Source organism: Devosia sp. 2618, assembly GCF_040546815.1.
GTDB lineage: Bacteria > Pseudomonadota > Alphaproteobacteria > Rhizobiales > Devosiaceae > Devosia.
In genome coordinates, this window is record NZ_JBEPOO010000001.1 from 2,245,007 (window position 1) to 2,265,620 (window position 20,614).

Genomic DNA, 20,614 nt, shown 5'->3' on the forward strand with positions numbered 1-20,614 from the left:
GACTCGCGTTTTCCGAACCGACCGCGGGACGGCCCTTTCGGGCTACTAGACATCAGAGTCGCCCTGATTCATTGTTTGTTAAGGGCAAATCGGGTCGGGGCAAAACCCAGTCATGTTGGAGATTTTTATGCGGTCGGCGGAGACATCCGGCGCCAGCGCTACCGGATTCGGCGCGGGTAAAGGCAAGACAGTTTCAGGCCGCAAACCCAGCTCGGGCAGCACCCCAGCCGTCAAACGCCGCATTCAGCTTTCGCCGATCACCATGACGGTCGCGCTGACCGCGGTGCTGGCAGCCACGCTCTTTATGATCTACGACACCCTGCGCACCTTCGACGACGTGCGGCGCGATCTTGAGATCGTCGGCCATGCCGTTGTTTCGGAGATTTCTGGCCTTGAGCCTGAGGCCGCCGTGCTCGCCATCAATTCTACCAGCAGCCGCTTCGCTAATGTCGCCAGAGCAAGCTTGGTCGCAGAGGGCGCTGAGCCTGCTACGCCGACAATGGCCAGCCAGATGGTGCCAGCCGGATCGCACGGTTTTCTGTCGCTCGAAACCGAGCAGGGGCAGAGCTGGGCCGGTATCATGCAGCGCGGCGGAGTCGCCTTTGCGCTGGCCGGCCTATTGACGCTGGCGACGGCACGACGCCGCGAGAACATGCCCGACATGGCGCAGCGCCACAGCTATCAAACGCTGGCATCGGCCATTCCGATGGGCGTTGCCTGCTGGACCAAGGCGGGCGACCTGATCGTCTGCAACGACCAATATCGCCAGCGCCTGCACCTTGTCGGCAGCAACGTGACCTATCACGAGGCCGTCAAGCGACTGATCGTGGGCGGTTATATGAAGCTGCTGCGCGAAGACGATCGCAGTCGCCTGCTGGAACTGCACCGCGAAGACGGTTCATGCCTGCTGATCGACGAGCGGCCGCTGAGCGAAGGCGCTTTCATGACGCTGGTCAGCGACGTGACCGAGAGCAAAAAGACCGACCGCCTGCTCAACGCCATCCGTGAAGAACAGCGCCTGCTGGCCCGGCGCTACCACGAAGAAAAGATCAAGGCGGAAGCCGCCAGCCGTTCCAAGACCAATTTCCTCGCCCATCTCAGCCACGATATTCGCACCCCGCTCAACCACATTATCGGCTTTGCCGAACTGATGCGGCACGAGGCCTATGGCCCGCTGGGCGATGAGCGCTATGCCGAATATGTGCAGTCGATAAAGACATCGGGTGAGCATCTGCTGGCGTCGTTCGCCACCATTTTGGACCTCGCCGAACTCGAAGGCGGCCAGAAAGCGCTGCGCAGCGACCCTGTTCCGGTCGATAGCCTGCTCGATAGCGTGGTGCAGCGCTTCCGGGCGCAGGCGGCACGCGCCGGGGTAACCTTCATGCTGGGCGAGCCGAGTGGCGCGGTGCTGTGCGGCGATCAGTTAGGCCTGTCGCGGATGGTGGCCAATATCGTTGAAAACTCGATGCGGTTTACGCCGGCCGGTGGGCGGGTGACGCTGGCAGCGTTTGCTGCGACCGATGGCGTGGTGATCGAGATCACCGATACCGGGCTCGGCATGACCGAGGAACGGCTGGCGAGCCTGTCGCAACCGTTCGCGCTGGGTGATGCGACCTTCACCAAGGAAGGTGTTGGACCGGGGCTGGGTATCTCGATTTCGCGGGCAATCGCCGAGCTGAGTGGCGGGCGGATGGCTATCGATTCCAGCCCATCGCTGGGCACAACCGTGGCGATTTCGCTGCCGCTGTCCAAAGAGAGCAATCTGGTGGCGGCGGAATGATCAACCGGGCATGGCATGAGGCGCATCGACTGCCGACCAATGCCAAGCTCGACGAGCGGATCGCGTGGCATCTGGAGCATGCGCGGGAATGCGGATGCCGCGAAATGCCCGAGGGCGTGAAGCAGGCGCTGCTGCAGCGCGGCATAGAGATTCCGGCGCGGCGGGAGCATTAGGGCACGCCCCCTTCGACAAGCTCAGGGTGGTTCGAGGGTCGCTACGCTCCCACCTCACCATGAGGGCTACTCTTGGTGCGGTATATCATCAGCCCTCATGGTGAGGTGCGAGTTCTTCGCGAGCCTCGAACCACGAGGGCGTGGCACCTAGAGTGTTCGCGCTTTCTCATACCAGGCCGCTGCAGCGGCACTCACTTCGGCGCGCATGGATTTGAGGTCCAGATACAACAGTTCAAAGCTTGGATAATGGGTCAGGCCCGCCAGCAATTCCTTGAAGGCGCCGGGCCAGGCGTCGTCCTTGAAGGGGCTGATCAGAGCCGAACTCATCACTTGCAGCACTGTCGAATAGGTATGGTGGATTTCGGCCAGCCGCACGCCTTCGGGCACGAGGCCGGTTTCGCCAAGGCGGGCGAGCACGCTTGAGGTCAGGCCCTGTGGCAGCGCGACCTGTGCACCTGCGACCAGTTGGGCGGATTGGGCGATGAATTCGAGGTCGACCAGACCACCTTCGGCCAATTTCAGATCGAAGGGGTGGCGTGCGGGGCGCTCCTTGGCCATCAGGGCGCGCATGGTGAGGACGTCCTCGATGACCTTGGCGGGGTCGCGGACGCGGGACATGACCTCGGCGATTGCGGTATCTATCTCGATGCCAAAGGGATTGTCGGCGGAGATCACGCGGGCGCGGCTGAGGGCGAGGTGTTCCCAGGTCCAGGCATTGTCGCGGTGATAGCTGCGGAAACCGGCGAGGCTCGTCGCCAGCGGGCCGGCATTGCCCGAGGGGCGCAGGCGCATGTCGGCCTCGTAGAGCACGCCTTCGGCGGTCGGCGAGGATACTGCGGCGACCAGACGCTGGGTGAGGCGCGCGTAATAGTGGCTGGTGCTGAGGGACTTGTCGCCGTCTGACTCGGCTTCGGGCGCGTCGTAGAGCAGAATGAAATCGAGGTCAGAGGTGACCGTCATCTCCCGGCTGGCCATCTTGCCGAAAGCGAGAAGCGCGACGCGGCCGCCGGCGATGCGGCCATGGCGGCGCTCGAACTCGACGCGGACACTGCCGAACAGCCGGTTGACCAGCGTTTCGGCCAGAGCGGTGAATTGCTCCCCTGCCCCCGTGGCGCTGACCGTGCCGGACAGGAGCCCTGCGGCGATGAGGAATTTCTGCTCCTGACCGATGATGCGAGCGCGGTCGATGATTTCTTCGTAGGAGCGCGCTTCGGCAAGGAAGGCATCGACCTTTGCAACCAGCACGTCGCGATGGGTGACTTCATTGGCGAAGGCCGGGTCGATCAACCCGTCCATGACGTGGGTGCGGTGAATGACGGCTTCCGACATGCGGGGCGCCGAGGCCATGAGCTGGACCAGCAGCGTGCGCAGATTGGCATGGGCGCGCAGCAGCGCGAACAGCTGTACGCCGGTCGGCAGGCGCGACAGGAAGCTGTCGAACTTGGCGATCGCCTCGTCGGCATTGCCGGCGCTGCCAAGGGTTTTGAGCAAGGCTGGTAGCAGTTCGGTCAAATGGGCGCGGGCGGCGGCCGCGCGGGTGGCCGGATAGCTGCCATAATGCCAGCGACGGACGGTTTCGATCACCTTGGAGGCATCGGCGAAACCCATGCTGTTGAGGGTTTCGAGTGTTTCCGGATCGTCATCGCTGCCTGTAAACACCAGATTGCCCTCTCCGCTGCCAAGGCTTTCGCCTTCGGTGAACAGCTCGGAATAGTAGCCCACGACGCGTTCGAGCGCGGCGCGGTAGTCCATTTCGAACTGGCGCAAGTCCGGCTCGCCCATCAGCGTGCCGATGATGGCAACCTCGGCGGGTGATGCGGGCATGACGTGGGTCTGTTCGTCGCGCAGCATTTGCAGGCGGTTTTCGACGGCGCGCAGATACCAATAGGTCTGGGTGAGTTCGGTGGCCGCCTTGGGCGTGATCCAGTTGGCATCGGCGAGCGCTGCCAGCGCATGGGCAGTCGGCTTGACGCGCAGGGATTTGTCGCGGCCGCCGGCGATCAACTGCTGCGTCTGGGTGAAAAACTCGATCTCGCGGATACCGCCGCGACCGAGTTTGACATTGTGACCTTCGACGCGGATATCGCCGACCTTTTTGGCGATATTGATCTGGCGCTTCATGGCCTGAATATCGGCAATGGTCGCGAAATCGAGGTGCTTGCGCCAGACATATGGCGCCAGTTCGCGCAGGAAGGCTTCGCCGACCTGTCGGTCACCGGCGCAGGCGCGGGCCTTGATCCAGGCGGCGCGTTCCCAGTTCTGGCCGCGACTTTCGTAGTAGGCGAGCGCGGCTTCAAACGAGATGGCGACCGGGGTCGAGCCCGGATCGGGGCGCAGGCGCAGATCGGTGCGGAACACGTAGCCGTGGGCGCGGCGCTCTTCCATCAGGCCGACGAGTTTCTGCACCATGCGGGAATAAAATCTGGTGGCTTCGCTCGGATCGGCCAACACGCCTTTTTCAAGGTCGTAGAAGGCGACGATGTCGATGTCGGAGGAATAGTTGAGTTCCTGCCCGCCATGCTTGCCGAGTGCAAAAATGGCGAGGCCCGAATTGGTGGCGGTCGCTTCGGAGGCGGGGATGGTGAGGAGGCCCTTTTCGGCGGCCTGCCGCATCAGGAGATTGAGCGCGGCATTCAGCGCTGCGTCGGCTAGGTCGGATAGGGCAGCAGTGGACTGCGCCGTGGTCCAGACTCCGCCGGTCTCAGCTATGGCGGCCAGCAAGGCGGTGCGGCCCTTGGCGATGCGGAGAACCGGCGCCAGCGCGTCTTCATTGGATGCGCTGCGGCCGAGGGTTTCGACGACATCGATTATGTCGACAAAGGCACCATCGGCGCTGTCTGCGAGGGTCGTGACCAGCCAGTCGGCGTTTTCCTGCGCCAGCCCAAGCAGGTAGGGCGCGGTTTCAAGCAATGGCCCGAGCGTTGATCTGGCAGCGCCAATTGCGGCGCGCTGATCGGAGGGTAATTGCGCGTACCATGCATCAAAGCGTGGCGTATCAACTTGCGGCAGAGCTTGGAGCTTTATGACCATAGTGCATGGGATAGCTTGGCGGCGGCTGGCGGGCAAGCGGGGTCGTTGGTCGGTGGCACGCCCTCGTGGTTCGACGAACTCACCATGAGCGCTGTGGATGTATCGGTGTGCCAGTGGCTCGTAGAGGGCGTGACGCTTGAACGCTCACCGGACGGCCCCCTCGCCCCTTAGGGGAGAGGTGAAAGAAGGGCTACGCGCCGGGGAGGTCGATCACGGCCCTTACACCGGGTTCGTTGTCTTCGATGCGGAAGGTGCCGCCGTGGAGACGGGTTACAGCGTCGACAAGGGAAAGGCCCAGGCCGGAGCCGGTTTCTGAGCGGCTTTTTTCGAGGCGGACGAAGCGGTCGAGGACGCGCTTGCGATCTTCGACGGGGATGCCGGGGCCGTTGTCGGCGACTTCGATCAGTACGCGGCCATCGGCTTGGCGCAGGCCGACGGTGATACGGCCCTGCCCCTCGCCATCGGGCTTGGCGTACTTGACGGCGTTTTCGAGCAGATTGACCATGGCCTGACCGATCAGCTCGCGATTAGCGCGCAGGTGGACGCTTTCGACGATGCTGGTTTCGACGATAATGCCTTCGTCCTCGGCGACGGGGCCATAAAGCTCTGCCACATCGGCGACGACGGCGCTGACATCGACGTCACTGAAGGCGCCGGACGGGGCGCCGGCTTCGGCGCGGGCGATCATCAGCAACGCGTTGAAAGTCTGGATCAGGCGGTCGCTCTCGGCGATGGTGGTTTCGAGCGCCTGCTGGCGGGTCTGGTCACTGGCGCCGTCGCGCAGCGCGGTTTCGGCTTGGTTGCGCAGACGGGTGAGCGGCGTCTTGAGGTCGTGGGCAACGTTGTCGGTGACCTCCTTGAGACCCTGCAACAGCTGTTCGATGCGGTCGAGCATGGCGTTGAGGTTGGTCGCCAGACCGTCGAATTCGTCGTTGCGCTTGGTGACGGGCACGCGTTCGGACAGGTTGCCCAGCATGATCTTGGTCGAGGTATCGCGAATGGTATCGATGCGGCGCAGCACGCGGCGGGCGGTGACGCCCCCGGCGATCAGCGAGAACAGGATGATGCCGAGCACGCCGAACAGGAAGCTCTGGACGATGATGGCCGAATAGCCCCGGCGTTCCACGACGTCGCGGCCGACGACGAGGCGCATGCCGTTGCTGAGTTCGATGGAACGGGCCAGCGCGACGCCGGTCTTGGGCGGACGCGCGCCGGGCGGTGGCGCGGGGCCATCGGCGGGCGGGTCAATGAACGGGTTGGCGCGCTCATAGTCAAAACTATAGGTGCCGGGCTCGATCAGCACGTCCGGGGGCACGTCGGTGACGTTGCCGAGCAGGTATTGGCCGCTGGCGTCGCCCAGATAATAGACACCCGGCCCGGGCGAGCGCGCGACGCGATCGACGGCAAAGGCCAGCGCGCGAATACCCTGATTGGCATCAATGCGCTGGAAGACGGCGACTTCGCGGTCGATGTCATTGGCCTGCTGGCGCTGGATGGTGACGCTGGACTGCCAAGTGATGAAGGCGAGCAGCAGGATGGCGAACAGCGAAAAGATCAGGATGAACGTTGCCGTCAGCCTGACCGTGGAGGTGCGCCAGAGTTGCCAGAAACGGTTCAAAGCCTACTCGCGGATCATGTAGCCGGCGCCGCGCACGGTGTGGAGCAGCGGGCTGGCGTGGCCCTTGTCGATCTTGGAGCGCAGACGCGACATGTGAACGTCGATGACGTTTGTCTGGGGATCGAAGTGATAGTCCCAGACATTTTCGAGCAGCATGGTGCGGGTCACCACCTTGCCGGCGTTTTTCATCAGATATTCGAGCAGACGAAACTCGCGGGGCTGCAGCAGGATGGTTTCGCCGTCGCGCTCGACCTTGCGGGACAGGCGATCCAAGGCAAGGCCCCCCACTTCGTAGCTGGTGGCGGCTTCCGATGGGCTGGAGCGGCGGGCCAGGACTTCCACGCGGGCGAGCAATTCGGTGAAGGCGTAGGGCTTGGTGAGGTAGTCATCGCCGCCGGCGCGCAGGCCCGTCACGCGGTCATCCACTTCGCCCAAGGCGGAAAGGATCAGCACGGGGGTCTTGTCGTCTTCGGCGCGGAGAGATTCGACAATCGAGAGGCCATCGCGGCGGGGCAGCATGCGGTCGACGATGAGCACGTCATAGTCCATGCCCGAGGCCATTGCGTAGCCCGTTTCGCCGTCGGCAGCGTGGTGGGTGATATGGCCGGCCTCGTCGAGGGCCTGAATGAGGTAGCTTGCGGCCTCCCGATCATCTTCGATCAGTAAAATCTTCACCGCATCGCTCCCTAACAGATGAAAATGCGGCCCCGGGAAAGCTCCCGGGACCGCGCTTTGGATTATTCGCCCAGCGGCAAGCCGATGAAGCGATCATTGCCATCGCGGCTGGCCTTGATCAGAGCCGTATTGCGACCCTGAGCCTTGACCGCGTCAAGTGCCGACTCGAACTGTTCGAGCGAGGTCACTGGCGTGTTGTTCACTTCAAGGATGGCGTCGCCGACGGCAAGGCCCTTCTTGGCAGCAGGCGATTCAGGGTTGATGTTCTGGATCAACAGGCCGCCCGAGCCGTCAGAGTTTGGCACGAGTGTCAGGCCGACACTGGATTCAACCGGCACGGGTGCTGGTGGCACTGGGGCGGCTGGGCCTTCGTCGTTCTGGGCCACCTGTGCCTCGCTCAGCGTGCCGAGCTTGACCGAAAGCTTGGTCTCGGCGCCATCGCGCCAGACAGTCAGCTCAACGGTGGAGTCAGGGGACTTGCCAGCAATGGTGCGGCTCAGGTCGAGTGCGTCATCGATCGGGTCGCCATCAACGGCGGTCACGATGTCACCAGACTTGATGCCGGCTGGGCCAGCAGGACCATCGGGAGCAATGTTGCTGACGATGGCGCCCTTGGGCTGCGACAGGCCAACGCCATCGGCGATGTCACGCGTCACGTCCTGGATGCCAACACCGAGATAGCCACGGGTGACGGTGCCGGTCTTGATGAGCTGGTCAACGATGCCCTTGACGGTTGCTGCTGGGATCGCGAAGGCGATGCCGACATTGCCGCCGTTTGGCGAGTAGATGGCGGTGTTGACGCCGACGACTTCGCCCTTGGTGTTGAAGGCTGGGCCACCCGAGTTGCCGGTGTTCACGGCAGCGTCGATCTGGAGGAAATCACCGTAGTTGGAGCCGCCGATATTGCGGCCCGAACCGGAGATGACGCCGACAGTCACGGTGCCGCCGAGGCCGAATGGGTTACCGACAGCCACGACCCAGTCACCAATGCGGCTCTGCTGGGTTTCAAAGTTCACGAATGGCAGGTCGGTGCCTTCGATCTTGAGCACGGCCAGATCGGTGCGCTCGTCGGTGCCGACGATCTTGGCGACCTGTTCGGTGCCATCGTCAAAGACGACGGTTACCTTGGTAGCATCAGCTACGACGTGGTTGTTGGTGACGACATAGCCGTCAGCCGAGACAATAAAGCCCGAGCCGGCTGCCAGGAACTGGCGTGGCGCGGGGGCACGATTGCCGGGTCCGCCCTGCTGACCCTGGCCCTGCTGGCCGAACTGGTCAAAGAAATTGCGGAAGGGGTGGCCTTCTGGAAGATCTGGGAAGTTGAAGTTGAACTGTCCGCCATTGCCGCCGCCGCGCTGTACGGCACGAGGGCTTTCCTGGGCTTCGACCAGGATGGAGACGACTGCCGGCTTGACCGCTGCAACGAGGTCAGCGAACCCGGCCTGCGGCTGCGCCGACGGAGGAACGATGATCTGGGCCGCGTGCTGCACCTGTGCATTGGCAGCCTGACCTGTCATCACGAATGCAGTTGAAACACCGCCGATACCGACCAGCAGCGCCAGGGCTGATGCCCCAAGCCAGCGGCTGGTACGCTTCATAATGGTCGAGCGCATTTAGACATTCTCCTTCGCAAACCCTCACAGCTTGTGGGGTCTACATATGGAACGCCGTATCTTTCTACGAGGTTGCGCCAACATTAAACCTTGGCAATGTTGGCGGCGGGATTGCGGCGACGATTGTGGCAAGGTCGCGACGAGGATGTGGGGGATTTGATCCTGGCGCCGGAGGGTATGGCTAGCAATCCTGCAAGGACGGCTGGCTATTTCAGCTCGTCCAGCGCGGCTTGTTCGTCGGCGGTGAGGCCCGGCTCAAGCACGCGCTTGCGGCGGCCCAGGACAAATAGCGTACCGAGCCCGGCAACCAAAAGGACTGGCGCGGCAACCCAGAGCAGGACGGTATGGTTGTTGAAGCGCGGATTGAGCAGCACGTATTCGCCGTAACGATCCACCAGATATTGCCGCACGGCGTCGTCGGTATCGCCGACAACGAGGCGTTCGCGGACGAGAATGCGCAGGTCGCGCGCGAGGTCGGCGTCGCTGTCGTCGATGGACTGATTCTGGCAGACGAGGCACCGCAGGCCCGCCGAGATATCGCGGGCGCGGTGTTCGAGAACCGGGTCAGGAAGCACTTCGTCAGGGCTGAGGGCCATGACGGGTGTGGCGAGGCACAACGCCAGCAGCAATGCGCGAAGCCAGATCATTCTGCAGGCTCCGGCATGGCCTTGGGTGCGCGGCGCGGGGCGCCAACGCGCATCTTGCGGTCGGTCAGCGACCAGATGCCAGCCAGCGCCATCAGAATGGCTCCGAACCAGATCAGCGTAATGTATGGCTTGTGCCAGATGCGCACGACGTGGGTATCGGTGAGCGGTTCGCCGAGCTGCAGATAGAGCTGGGAGAAGCCGTAGGTCTCGATAGCCGCTTCGGTGGTGGGCGTGCCGCTCGCCACATAGGTGCGGCGGTCGGCCATCATGGCGCGCGTGCCGCCACTGGCGTCGGTGATGGTGAAGTGGCCTTCGTCCGACAGATAGTTTGGACCGGGCACCTGCTCAAAACTGTCGAAGGCGATTGTATAGCCAGCCAATTCGGCCTTTTCGCCAGGGTTCAGCGTCGTCACTAGCTCGGTTTCCCAGGCAGTGGTGGCGACAATGCCGAGCACCGTGACGCCGACGCCGAAGTGGGCGATGGCGGTGGACCAGGCGGACCGTGGCAGACCAACCAGACGGCGGCCGCTTTCCCGTAGCGGAATCTTGCCGAGCTTGCTGCGGTCAACCAGTTCGGCAATGGCGCCAAAGGCGACCCAGAAGCCGAGCAACAGGCCGAGCGGGGCGAGCGATATGGATACGCCGCCAAGCGCCGAAATCAGAATGGTGGCAAAGATGGCCAGAGCCGCCGCGCCCATGAGCCGCTGGGCGGCACCAAGCACGTCAGCGCGCTTCCATGCCAGTAGCGGGCCAAATGGCAGCACCAGCAACAGCGGAGCCATCAGCGCACCGAAGGTCAGGTCAAAGAACGGCGCGCCGACCGAAATCGTCGTGCCGGTGAGCGCATCGAGCGCCAGTGGATAGAGCGTGCCGACCAGCACCGCGCCGACGGCAGTGGCGAGGAACAGGTTGTTGAGGATCAGCGCGCCTTCGCGGCTGACCGGCGCAAATAGGCCGCCCTGCCGCAGCGTGGCCGCACGCATGGCAAAGAGGAAGAACGCCCCGCCGATGACCAGCGCCAGCAGCGTCAGAATCACCAGACCACGGGTGGGGTCGCTGGCGAATGTGTGGACCGACGTCAGGATGCCCGAGCGCACAAGGAACGTGCCCAGCAGCGACAGGCTGAAAGTAATGATGGACAAAAAGATCGTCCAGATTTTCAGCGCATTGCGCTTTTCCATCACCAGCGCCGAGTGCAGCAGCGCGGTGCCGGCAAGCCATGGCATGAAGCTGGCGTTTTCTACCGGGTCCCAGAACCACCAACCGCCCCAGCCGAGCTCGTAATAGGCCCAGTAGGAACCCATGGCGATGCCAAGCGTCAGGAACACCCAGCTCAGCATGGTCCACGGCCGGACCCAGCGCGCCCAGGCCTGATCGATGCGGCCCGAAATCAGCGCGGCGATGGCAAAGGAGAAACAGATCGAGAAGCCGACATAGCCCGCGTAAAGCAGCGGCGGGTGAATGGCGAGACCGATGTCCTGCAGGATCGGATTGAGATCATTGCCCTGCAGCGGTGGCGGGAAAATGCGCTCAAACGGATTGGACGTGAACAGCGTGAAACCCGCAAACGCAGCCGTCAGCAGGCTTTGCGTTGCCAAAACCAGCGCCAGCAGATCGCTCGGCAGGCGTCGGCCAAAGGCCGCAACCATGGCGCCGAATGCCACAAGGATCAGGATCCACAGGACCATCGAGCCCTCGTGATTGCCCCAGACGCCCGAGATTTTATAGATCAGGGGTTTCAGCGAATGTGAGTTGTTGACCGCGAGCAACAGGCTGAAATCGGACGTGACGAATGCCTGGATGAGCGCGGCAAAAGCCACCGCGACCAGAACAAATTGCAGCACCGCGCCCTGGCTCAGCACCAGCGCGATGCGCGTGCCGGAGCGCCAGTACATGTAGCCGCCAACCGTCGAGGCGGTGGCGATGACGAAGGCGAGAATGAGGGCGAAGTGACCGAGTTCTATGCTCACTGTGCACCCATCTCCGGCCGCCATTCGCCACTGGCCTTCAGGGCGTCGACAACCTCTTTGGGAATGTAGTTCTCATCGTGCTTGGCCAGCACGTTGGTGGCGGTGAACTTGCCGTCGGAGCCCATGCTGCCTTCGGCCACAACGCCCTGCCCTTCGCGGAACAGGTCTGGCAGGATGCCGGAATAATGGGCGGCAATGTCCTGCGCGCCATCGGTGACAACGAAGTCGTTCTCTTGCCCAGTGCGAACCCAGGAGCCTTCCTTGACCAGACCGCCGAGGCGGATCGGATGGCCGGCTTCGACTTCGCGGCTGATGACATCGGACGGGGAATAGAAAAACACGATCTGATCGCGTAACGCCACCAGCACCAGCGTGGTTGCGATGGCCAGAACCACCGCAAAACCAGCGAGAATCGCCAGCCGCTTCTGCTTGCGGGACCAGCCCTTCTTGCGGACGGCGGCGGGCATGGTCATGGCGTGGCTCCGTTCAGTGTTAGTCCAGCGCCGAGCGCGACGCCGTCGAGATCACCGCGATCAAAGGCCAGCGGATAGGCGGCGACCGCATCATCATAAGCCGCCTGGGCGCTATCGGCATCCCCCAGCACCAGATAGGCGCGGACGAGTTGTGTCCACTCTTCAATGGTACCGCCCTGCCCGTTCAGGCGTTCGGCAAGGCCGGACACCATCTGGCCGATCATTTCGGCTTCCTGCGCATTGGTAGGCGAAACGCCGTCGTTCTGAGCGACGGCAAGACCTTCGCGCGCGGCCTGCAGCCAGGGCTCGTCGCCTGTCGACAGGGCAATGGCTTCCTGCCATGCGGTGATCGCGGCGGGATAGTCGCCGGTGCGGGTCAGGTCGGCCGCGAGGTAAAGCCGGGACATGACGTGTTTGGGGTCGGCCGCCGCGGCGGAGCGCAGCAATTGCATGGCTTCGGGCGAACCCTGATCGCCAGCGGCAAACATCAGCGCTTCGGCAAGGCTGGTCTGCAGGTTTGGCGTCGGACCGCTCAGCTCGATGATGCGGCGATAGGCATTGGCTGCGTCCTGGTAGCGGCGCAGCTCAAGATAGGCCGGTGCGATAACAATCCAGCCGCGCACATCATCGGGCGTGGCGACCAGCTGGGTTTCGATGCGCGCGATGGCCGACTCAAGGTCGATGGACTGGGCTTGGGTTTCAGGGCGATCAGCCAGCGGCTGGCTGGGCATATTGGGGCTGCCGAGCACGCCATAAAGGCCGAGCGATGTAGCGGCGATCAGCGCCAGACCAGCCAGCAGCGGCACTTGGCCAAAACTCGATGTGGTGATCTTTCCGCGCCCGGACACGGCCTTGTCGCGCAGGATTTCGCGGGCCAGCTCGCCCTTGGCAGCGGTCGCTTCGGCCTCGCCGAGCTTGCCGGCGGCCAAATCGGCATCAATGCCAGCCAGCACAAGGCGAAAATGGCTGTTTGCGTCCTCCATTTCGGGGACAGTTACGTTGACCGCACGGGTGCCCGCCGCGTAAAAAAGCGCAGCGCAGGCAATGGCGGTAACGGCTATGGCGATAAACCAGAAAAGCATGGGCCCTGAATGCTTGACGCCGACGCGCGGCAAGAGGAGGTCATCTATAAGCCCAATGCGGCGGAAAACCACCAAAACACACATTGGTGAGGCGGACGCATTGCCACAGGCGCGCTTGGCCGCATGACAGATACCCGCATTGACTTCGCCGTTGTCGGCTCGACCACCCTGGCGCGGCTGGTTGCGGGATTGCTGGCCAATGTGCATGGCCGGTCGGTGATTTTTGCCGGGGAAAGCCAGTCTGGCTACCGGTTACCGCGCTGCGCGGACCTGTCGATTGCCCCGATTACGCGGCCCGAAACCTGGGCGCTGCTGCAAACAACGGCGCCAGAGACGAGCAAGCTCATCGCCAAGATCGGCGGGCGGCGGGCGTTGTCGCGGGTTGATCCGGTGCTGTTTGCCGAAAGTGCCGCCGGAAAAGAGGCGCTGTCGCACATCCGGCACATGGCGCTGCCCTACCGGCTGGCCGCAGAGCCGGTGCCGCCGAACACGATTGGTGACGGCCGGGACGGATTGCTGTTTCGGGACGCCCTGGTTTTGCATCGGGCGGTTCTGGAGCCTCGGCTCGATACCTGGCTGACGCAGAACAATGTGCGCCGCATGGCCGAGAGCGAAAGCCTCATCGTGCTGCATGATGGTAGCGCGCGGCTCAAAACCAATGACAGCACGCTGGAGATCGGGCAGACGATTCTCGCCGATGACGCGGCGATCATCGAGCATCTGCCGCACGACCAATGGCCGGCGAATCTGTTGCGCAAGACCGGCAGCACGATCACGACCGAGCCGACCAAACCCATTGCCGCTGCAGTGATGCATCATCTCGATGATGGGCTGACCCTGACGCAGCAGCGCCAGCGCGGCATCACCGCCATCGGACACGGCGCGCTCGACCCGTTCTCGGCGGCACTTGAGGTTTTGCTGGGGCATGGCCGCGCCTTTCGGCAAGCCGGGCAATCGAGCTACGACATCGTCACGACCAGTGATGGCGCGCCCGCCGTCGGGCGCGTGCAAGGGATTGGCGCGGATGTATTGGCAGGCTTCGGGCCGACGGGCGCATTTCTTGCACCAGCCATCGCGCGCTGGCTGAGCGGACGGCCGACGCGCGGCGAAACGCAGTGGTTTGGTGATCGGTTGGTCGACCGCGCCCAATCTGCGGTTGCCGAATGGGGCGCCCGCTCATGAAGGGTCAACCGCACCGCCTGGGCACAGAGACCGGCCATTTACTGCAAGGCAGCGCTATCCAGCGCGACAAAGCTTTGCACTTTACGTTGGATGGTCGCGCGTTCGAGGGCTTTGAAGGCGACACCGTGCTGAGCGCGATACTGGCTTCGGGAGTTGATACGGCGGGCAAGCGCGGCGGTTTTCCACTGGCGCTGACTTCCAGACACGCACCCTCTATCGCTCCCGTGACAGATACCCTCGGCGCGCTGCCGATGGATCGCACACCGGCAACCGACGGCGCGGACTATGTGACCATCGGGCCCAAACACGCTCATGGCCCTAAGACGCTGTTCCGCGTGCCCAAGCGCTCGCTCGGAATGGACCTGGACAAGCCAGACGCCCTCCCCCGTCCCTGGCTAGGCCAGCAGGGCATTCCCGGACCGGAAGCCGATCTCGTTGTGGTTGGCGGCGGGGTTGCTGGCATGTCGGCGGCCATCGCCGCAGCGGAGCGCGGCTTGCGCGTTGTCCTCGCCGAGGCGACGCCGCAACTGGGCGGCACGGCGAGGCTGTTTGGCACGCGTGATGGCGAAGAGTTGCCCGAGCAGGCGATCGACCGATTGCGTGCGGCGATTGGCACGAGCAGCACCATCACGGTGCTCGCCGCTACCGAGGTTTTTGCCCTGCGCCCCGGCTATGTCCGGATGCACCGCGTTCGTGTCGACAATGGCGTGCTGGTTGGCGAAGTCCTCAACGTCAAGGCGCGCCACATTGTGCTGGCGACCGGGGCCATCGAACGCCTGCCGATCTATCCCGGCAACCGGCTGCCCGGCACCGTCGGCGCGATGGAGGCGTTCCAACTCGCGCAGCTTTATGGCGTGTGGGGCGGCGGCAATGCGCTGTTCGCGACCAGTGGAAACGCGCCCTATCGGCTGGCGACCATGGCGAAGGACGCCGGGATCGACGTGTTGCGCGTGATGGATTCTCGCGCCGAGCCCCAATCGCGGTTCATCGACTTTTCCAAGGCCTATGGCATCACCTTCGCGCCCGGCACCGTGGTGGGTTCAGCGTCAATCGCCGCGAAAGGTGGGGGCCTCAGCGTCACCCCGCATTTGGGCGTCGAGGGCGTTGAACACGCGGCCACGCCTCTGGCCGCCGACAGATTGGTCGTCAGCGGCGGCTGGCAGCCAGACCTGTCGCTTTGGCATATGGCAGGCGGCAGCAGTCGCTGGAGCGCCGCACACGCACGCATCGAGCCGACTGCTGGTCCAAGCGGCATCGTTCTTGCTGGCAGCGCGGCTGGCTGGATCAGCCGTCGCGCCTGTCTGGCCAGCGGACAGGACATCGTTGCCGAACTGATCGGGCACAACCGCTCTCCCATCGCGGAATGGCTGCTCGACCCGATTTACGAAACCCCGGACGGCCCTGCCCCGATTGGCAATGCGCCCGACGGCGAAAGCGCGCCCACCTATTTCGGTGATGGCTATCGCTACATTGAGCGCCCGCGGAGTGTGGCGAGCCGCTGGCCGGGCTGGATACCATTTGCCCCAAAACCCGCCGGCTGGTCGCTGGCCGACATGCCGCAACCGCTCGACATTGCCGATGTCGCCGCTGGCGTCCAACTCGGAGCCATCTCTCAAGCCAGCGCAGGCATTGTGGCGCAAGAGCGCGTGGCCATGGTGACGATTGAGGGCGAAGCTCCAGTCGCGCCAAACACTTCCGACGAAACGCCGCTGCTGCCGCCGTACCTGGCCGGTCGCTATCCGCTGGCCAAGCTTTGGGTGGTGGCGCCGGAGGAGAAACGTGCGCTGCAAATAGGCACGCTGATCTATCGCAGCGTTGACCAGACCGATCCGCTGAAGGCGGTCGGCGTGGTGCTGCGTGCCTTTGGCGATGTCACCGTCGCCTTGGTCGACGGCTCGGCTAACCAGCGCTTCACCGTACGCGAACCCGGCAAGGCCGTGACGATCAAGATCGTTGAACCCTATGCGGATGAGACGGCGCTAGGCGCGCCGCTCGGCAGCGGCGCGGGCCCGCCTTAGTGTATCGGCATATTCGGGATTGAAGCGGATTTCGGCCATCTTGATGCCCGCGTCGAGACGGGCGCCAATGATGGCGTCACCGGGATGCTGCCGCACCAGATCGAGATTGCGCTGCAAATGCAGTTCAAGCGCCTGACCCGACTGGCTCCAGGCCTGATCGAACATGGCGTTCAGCGCCAGCGAGTCGCGGCATTCGCGGATCGTGGCCATCAGGTAGACGCCGTTGACCGCTGCCAAAATGCGATCATTGTCGAGCCGATCACTGCCCTCGCGACCCCGGCGCATGGCCTGATTGATATCGGGCACTACATCGCGCAAGCGTGGTTCGATCCGGTCTGACACCTGCTTGGTCGCGCCAGCCAGAATGGTGGCCCAGCGGCTGCCACGGGCAAATTCGATATAGCCGGAAAGCGCACGCACCAGTCGGTGGAACCGGTCGAGGCAACGGCAGATCAGGTCGATATCGGCGAAGGGTCCGGTGGGCTGCAGCACGTGCAACTGGTTCTGGGCGTGCGCCAGCATGGCTTCAACGACCGGAGAAAATCCCATGCGCTGCACGGCGGCTTCGCTCGAATTGCCGGACAGTTTGACGATGGCTGCAACGATCCGCGTCGGATTGGCCACATAGCCTATCGCCGCCTGAAACAGCAGCGAGGCCAGCGCCTGATCCTTGAGCGGCATGGACTGCAGGGCCGTGGCCAGCGCGGCATCATCGGCAGTGGTGTTCAGCGCTTTGCCAAAGGCCTGCGCCTTGCCCAACAGGGCCCGACTTCGCAGCGCCATGATGATGACGGGGATGGCGTCGCGCGCTTCGCTGCTGCCGAGGGCAGCGCGCAGGCGGCGATTGTTTTCCTGATCCTTGGCAGCAGAGTCGAGGCTGGCATTCATGCGCGACAAAATCTGCGGCATGATCTGCTCGAGCTCGGCGGCGGTCACTTTGCCGCCGGCGGCGGTTTCCGGATCGATGAGATCGGGGCACAGGTCGCGATAGACCCAGATCCAGCCGTGCTCGGCATTATCATGCGAGATCGAGCCCGCCAGTTGAAACGGCGTAGCATCGCGAACGGTAACGGCATCAATCAAACCGGCGAATGGCTTGAGGTTGACACGTCCCGTCCGTCGGGCTGCGGTAGAGACCGGCAGGTCAGATTTATTGGCGACTTGGGACATCAACGCTGAAGGTTTGGAATGCGGTGATTCCAAACCTATAGGTCGTTGGTAAACAATCCTTATCCGGGTTTAGACGGATTCGATTAAGCGGCGCCCTGCACCACGGCCCAGTTGCCGTTCTGCTCGCGGCAGGCAGTGCCCTTCTTGACGAAGTCCTGGCCCTTGGCCTTCACCGTATGCGTGAAGTCGCGGCAATCGAGATTGTTGACGCGCACATAAGGGCCAACGGCAACCGAACCAGTCGTGCCGGCATCGCCAGTCCACTGGCGCGGTGCGCCCGGGCGGCCAAACTGCAGAGCGTAGTACTGGGCGCTATTGGCTTCAGCCGAATCCTTGGCGGACATGGCGTTGAGCGCCGCCGCATCGACAAAGCCATTCGACACATTGGTGGTCAGCATGGCCGTCTGGGTGGTCTGGGCGGGCGTCGGCACCATTGGCTGGGCAAACACAGGCGTCGCCGTCACTACCGGGGCCTGCACAACCTGGGTCGTACCGGTGCTGGAACATGCAGCCAGTGTCAGGGCAATAAGCGGGGTAGCAAGAAGGGCGATGCGATTCATGTGGTGCGTTCTCGTGGTCGTTACAAAAGGCTCTTGTTGTCGTAATGCGGCGAAAGTGCGTCAGGTTGCATTTGGTCGCGCCATACTGCCCAATCGGGCGGTCGGAAGCCGCAATTCCACCGAAAGTCCGCCCAAAGCAGATCGTTTCAGCGCCAGACTACCCCCGTACACATCTACCAGTTCCTTGACGATATCGAGCCCCAACCCGGTTCCGGGCGTTTTCTCATCGAGTCTGACACCGCGACGCAACACTTTCTGGGCGTCATCCTCGCTCAGGCCAGGTCCATTGTCGTCAATCCGGATCAGCAGCATGTTGCCGCTCTCGATGCGCTCGCTGGACAGCCGCACCCCCACCTGCCCCTTGGACCACTTGCAGGCATTGTCGAGCAGATTGCCCGCCATTTCCTCGAAATCCGCCTCATCCCCCCGGAACCAAGGCAGCGATGCGTCGGGGCGTTGGAAGGCGATGGTGACGTCCGGGTGGATCTTGCGCATGACCCGCGTCAGCCGCAGCATGATCATGGTCGGATCGGCCTTTTTGCCGACCACCGAGGTTCGGGCCGCAAGCCGCGCACGCTCGAGATAGGTGGAAACCATCGTGCTCATCTTCTCGCTTTCGGCGAGAACAACATCGGCCAGCGCGCCCTTCTTGGAGGCGGCCTCGTTGCGCAGCACGGCGATGGGCGTCTTGAGCCCATGCGCCAGATTGCCCACCTGGTTGCGCGCTCGCTCGATGATCTGGGCATTGGAGCGCAGCAGCTCGTTGACCTCCTCGGCCAAGGGCGCAATTTCTCTGGGATAAGTGCCTGTAATCGAAACGCTTTCGCCCTCGCGCACACTTTCGATGGCGGCACTCAGCCGATCAATCGGCCGCATGGCAAAGCGCGCGACGATGGCGCTCATGATGGCCAACATGACGCCCACCGCGCCAAGCACGATGAAGGTTTGCCCACGGAAATCCTGCACCAGTTCGAGGATTTCGCTGAGATTGCCGGTGACGATGATCTGATAGGTGGTCGGCGCCACGGTCACGGTGCGTTCGACGACCCTCATTTCAGTGCCGAAGGTGTCGTGCATCACGGCGGTCCGGCGACCCTGCGCGTCAGCTGTGCCGGTCAGCGATGGCAGATCGATGCCCACCACCGAGGTCGAGAGGTTGTAGAGCGTGCCATTGGCATCGCGGATCGCCCAATACCAACCCGAGCGGGGCCGGTCAAAGCGCGGATCGGTCAGCGAAATCTCGTCGCTCTGCGGCTCACCCGCCTCCAGCAATGCGCCGGTCAGGCTTTCGACGTGGAAATTGAGGGTTTCGGTCAGCGACGTGTCGAGCGCCCGCGAATAGAGATCGGTCAGCAAAAAGCCCGTCGCGACCAGCGCAACGATCAGCCAGCCGGCCGATAACCAAAACAGCGATGCGGCGATTGAGCCTTTTCTCATTCTTCACCTCTCCCTTGGGGGGAGAGGTCGGCGCATAGCGCCCGGTGAGGGGGACTTTTCTTGATGCTGCGCGTGGGGAAGGTCCCCTCACCCAAGCAAAGACGGTCGACCTCTCCCCCGAAGGGGGAGGTGCTCAGGCTCCAACAGTCGGAATGCATGCCCGTCATCGGGCGCTTAATCCTCGGCGATCTGGTAGCCCAGTCCACGCACGGTCTGGATGCAGTCATCCGGCAGCTTCTTGCGCAGGCGGCCAACAAACACTTCGATCGTGTTGCTGTCGCGGTCGAAATCCTGATCGTAGAGATGCTCGGTCAGTTCCGTGCGGGAAATGACCTTGCCCTTGTGGTGCATCAGATAGCTCAGCAGTCGCAATTCGTGGCTGGTCAGCTTCACCGACTGGCCATCGACAGTCACTTTGCCGGAGCGCGAATCCAGCCGCACCGAACCCGAGACGATTTCGTTGGACGCCAGGCCAGCGGCGCGGCGCACCAGCGCACGGATGCGGGCCAGCACCTCTTCCATGTGAAATGGCTTGGCGACATAGTCGTCGGCGCCGGCGTCGATGCCCTGCACCTTGTCGCTCCAGCGGTCACGGGCTGTCAGTAGCAGCACCGGCGTGGTCTTGCCGGCGCGGCGCCATTCTTCGAGCACCGACAGGCCGTCCATGCGTGGCAGGCCGATATCGAGCACGACGGCATCATAGGGTTCGGTATCGCCGAGGAAGTGTCCCTCCTCGCCGTCAAAGGCCACGTCCACCGCATATCCGGCTTCCGTCAGCGCTTCCTTGAGCTGCCGGTTAAGATTGGTATCGTCTTCGACAACAAGAATGCGCATATCCGGACCCCCGCCGATTCGCCTTCACGCTATTGTGCGCTGACCGTCAGGTTTTGCGCAGTGCCATCCGAACTCAATACACCGACGATCCAGACGTAGCGACCATTTTGCTCGCACAGGCGATAGTTCAAAACCTGATCGACACTATAGCCTGCGGCCGCCACGGCGTCATACTGGCTCATGATCTGGCCCTGATTGATCAGCGCCTGAATTTCCGCAGAGCTGTCGATGCACGCCTGCGCACTGGCAGAACCGGTGGCGGCCGTGCCAATCGCAAAAGCGACAGCGATCGGGAGAAGAAATTTCATGGTCAAGGTTTTCATGAGAGCAACTTAGGGCAGCGTTGCTGAAT

The 20,614-nt window shown here is 63.2% G+C and carries 17 protein-coding genes; 4 read left to right on the forward strand and 13 right to left on the reverse strand.

Annotation, left to right across the window (positions count from 1 at the left end; genetic code table 11):
- The first annotated feature begins 127 nt into the window (after positions 1 to 127).
- Positions 128 to 1,780: a sensor histidine kinase gene (locus ABIE28_RS11320; RefSeq protein ID WP_354062969.1), complete on the forward strand. Its 1,653-nt coding sequence runs from the start codon at positions 128 to 130 to the stop codon at positions 1,778 to 1,780.
- A complete protein-coding gene (locus ABIE28_RS11325; protein WP_354062970.1) occupies positions 1,777 to 1,953 on the forward strand; it encodes a hypothetical protein in 177 nt (58 codons plus the stop codon). Before ABIE28_RS11320 ends, ABIE28_RS11325 begins: the two co-directional genes overlap by 4 nt.
- Positions 1,954 to 2,100: 147 nt before the next feature.
- Here ABIE28_RS11325 and ABIE28_RS11330 read toward each other — a convergent pair whose 3' ends face one another.
- The 8 genes from ABIE28_RS11330 to ccmI form a co-directional block, all read right to left on the reverse strand.
- Entirely contained in the window at positions 2,101 to 4,983 is a 2,883-nt protein-coding gene (locus tag ABIE28_RS11330) for a bifunctional [glutamine synthetase] adenylyltransferase/[glutamine synthetase]-adenylyl-L-tyrosine phosphorylase (protein WP_354062971.1), read from the reverse strand.
- Between the two features lie 190 nt (positions 4,984 to 5,173).
- Positions 5,174 to 6,601, reverse strand: a complete 1,428-nt coding sequence (locus tag ABIE28_RS11335) for a sensor histidine kinase (protein ID WP_354062972.1) — start codon at positions 6,599 to 6,601, stop codon at positions 5,174 to 5,176.
- A 3-nt stretch (positions 6,602 to 6,604) separates the two neighbouring features.
- Positions 6,605 to 7,276 (reverse strand): response regulator transcription factor, encoded by a 672-nt coding sequence (locus tag ABIE28_RS11340; protein ID WP_354062974.1) that lies wholly within the window; start codon positions 7,274 to 7,276, stop codon positions 6,605 to 6,607.
- 62 nt (positions 7,277 to 7,338) lie between these two features.
- A complete protein-coding gene (locus ABIE28_RS11345) occupies positions 7,339 to 8,889 on the reverse strand; it encodes a Do family serine endopeptidase (RefSeq protein WP_354062976.1) in 1,551 nt (516 codons plus the stop codon).
- 206 nt (positions 8,890 to 9,095) lie between these two features.
- A complete protein-coding gene (locus ABIE28_RS11350) occupies positions 9,096 to 9,536 on the reverse strand; it encodes a cytochrome c-type biogenesis protein (protein WP_354062978.1) in 441 nt (146 codons plus the stop codon).
- Entirely contained in the window at positions 9,533 to 11,506 is a 1,974-nt protein-coding gene (locus tag ABIE28_RS11355) for a heme lyase CcmF/NrfE family subunit (RefSeq protein ID WP_354062980.1), read from the reverse strand. Before ABIE28_RS11355 ends, ABIE28_RS11350 begins: the two co-directional genes overlap by 4 nt.
- Positions 11,503 to 11,979: a cytochrome c maturation protein CcmE gene (ccmE, locus tag ABIE28_RS11360; protein WP_354062982.1), complete on the reverse strand. Its 477-nt coding sequence runs from the start codon at positions 11,977 to 11,979 to the stop codon at positions 11,503 to 11,505. Before ccmE ends, ABIE28_RS11355 begins: the two co-directional genes overlap by 4 nt.
- The gene (gene ccmI, locus ABIE28_RS11365) at positions 11,976 to 13,061 is read right to left on the reverse strand and encodes a c-type cytochrome biogenesis protein CcmI (RefSeq protein ID WP_354062984.1); all 1,086 of its coding nucleotides are present in this window, start codon (positions 13,059 to 13,061) and stop codon (positions 11,976 to 11,978) included. The genes ccmE and ccmI overlap by 4 nt, the downstream gene beginning before the upstream one ends.
- Positions 13,062 to 13,184: 123 nt before the next feature.
- Between ccmI and ABIE28_RS11370 the strand changes: the two genes are divergently transcribed.
- Both ABIE28_RS11370 and ABIE28_RS11375 read left to right on the forward strand, forming a co-directional pair.
- Positions 13,185 to 14,243, forward strand: a complete 1,059-nt coding sequence (locus ABIE28_RS11370) for a hypothetical protein (protein WP_354062985.1) — start codon at positions 13,185 to 13,187, stop codon at positions 14,241 to 14,243.
- The gene (locus ABIE28_RS11375) at positions 14,240 to 16,261 is read left to right on the forward strand and encodes an FAD-dependent oxidoreductase (RefSeq protein WP_354062986.1); all 2,022 of its coding nucleotides are present in this window, start codon (positions 14,240 to 14,242) and stop codon (positions 16,259 to 16,261) included. The genes ABIE28_RS11370 and ABIE28_RS11375 overlap by 4 nt, the downstream gene beginning before the upstream one ends.
- On the opposite strand, the gene ABIE28_RS11380 is transcribed toward ABIE28_RS11375, so the two are convergent.
- The 5 genes from ABIE28_RS11380 to ABIE28_RS11400 form a co-directional block, all read right to left on the reverse strand.
- A complete protein-coding gene (locus ABIE28_RS11380; RefSeq protein ID WP_354062987.1) occupies positions 16,223 to 17,431 on the reverse strand; it encodes a hypothetical protein in 1,209 nt (402 codons plus the stop codon). The two genes, ABIE28_RS11375 and ABIE28_RS11380, sit on opposite strands and share 39 nt — an antisense overlap.
- Before the next feature lie 83 nt (positions 17,432 to 17,514).
- Positions 17,515 to 17,991 carry a hypothetical protein gene (locus tag ABIE28_RS11385; protein WP_354062989.1) on the reverse strand — a complete coding sequence of 159 codons (477 nt, stop codon included), beginning with the start codon at positions 17,989 to 17,991 and terminating at the stop codon, positions 17,515 to 17,517.
- Positions 17,992 to 18,051: 60 nt separating this feature from the next.
- On the reverse strand, positions 18,052 to 19,428 hold the full coding sequence (locus ABIE28_RS11390) for a sensor histidine kinase (RefSeq protein WP_354062990.1): 1,377 nt from the start codon (positions 19,426 to 19,428) through the stop codon (positions 18,052 to 18,054).
- Between the two features lie 174 nt (positions 19,429 to 19,602).
- Positions 19,603 to 20,262, reverse strand: coding sequence for a response regulator transcription factor (locus ABIE28_RS11395; RefSeq protein ID WP_354062991.1), 660 nt, complete (start codon positions 20,260 to 20,262; stop codon positions 19,603 to 19,605).
- A gap of 29 nt (positions 20,263 to 20,291) precedes the next feature.
- Positions 20,292 to 20,570: a hypothetical protein gene (locus ABIE28_RS11400; RefSeq protein ID WP_354062992.1), complete on the reverse strand. Its 279-nt coding sequence runs from the start codon at positions 20,568 to 20,570 to the stop codon at positions 20,292 to 20,294.
- Between the last annotated feature and the right edge of the window lie 44 nt (positions 20,571 to 20,614).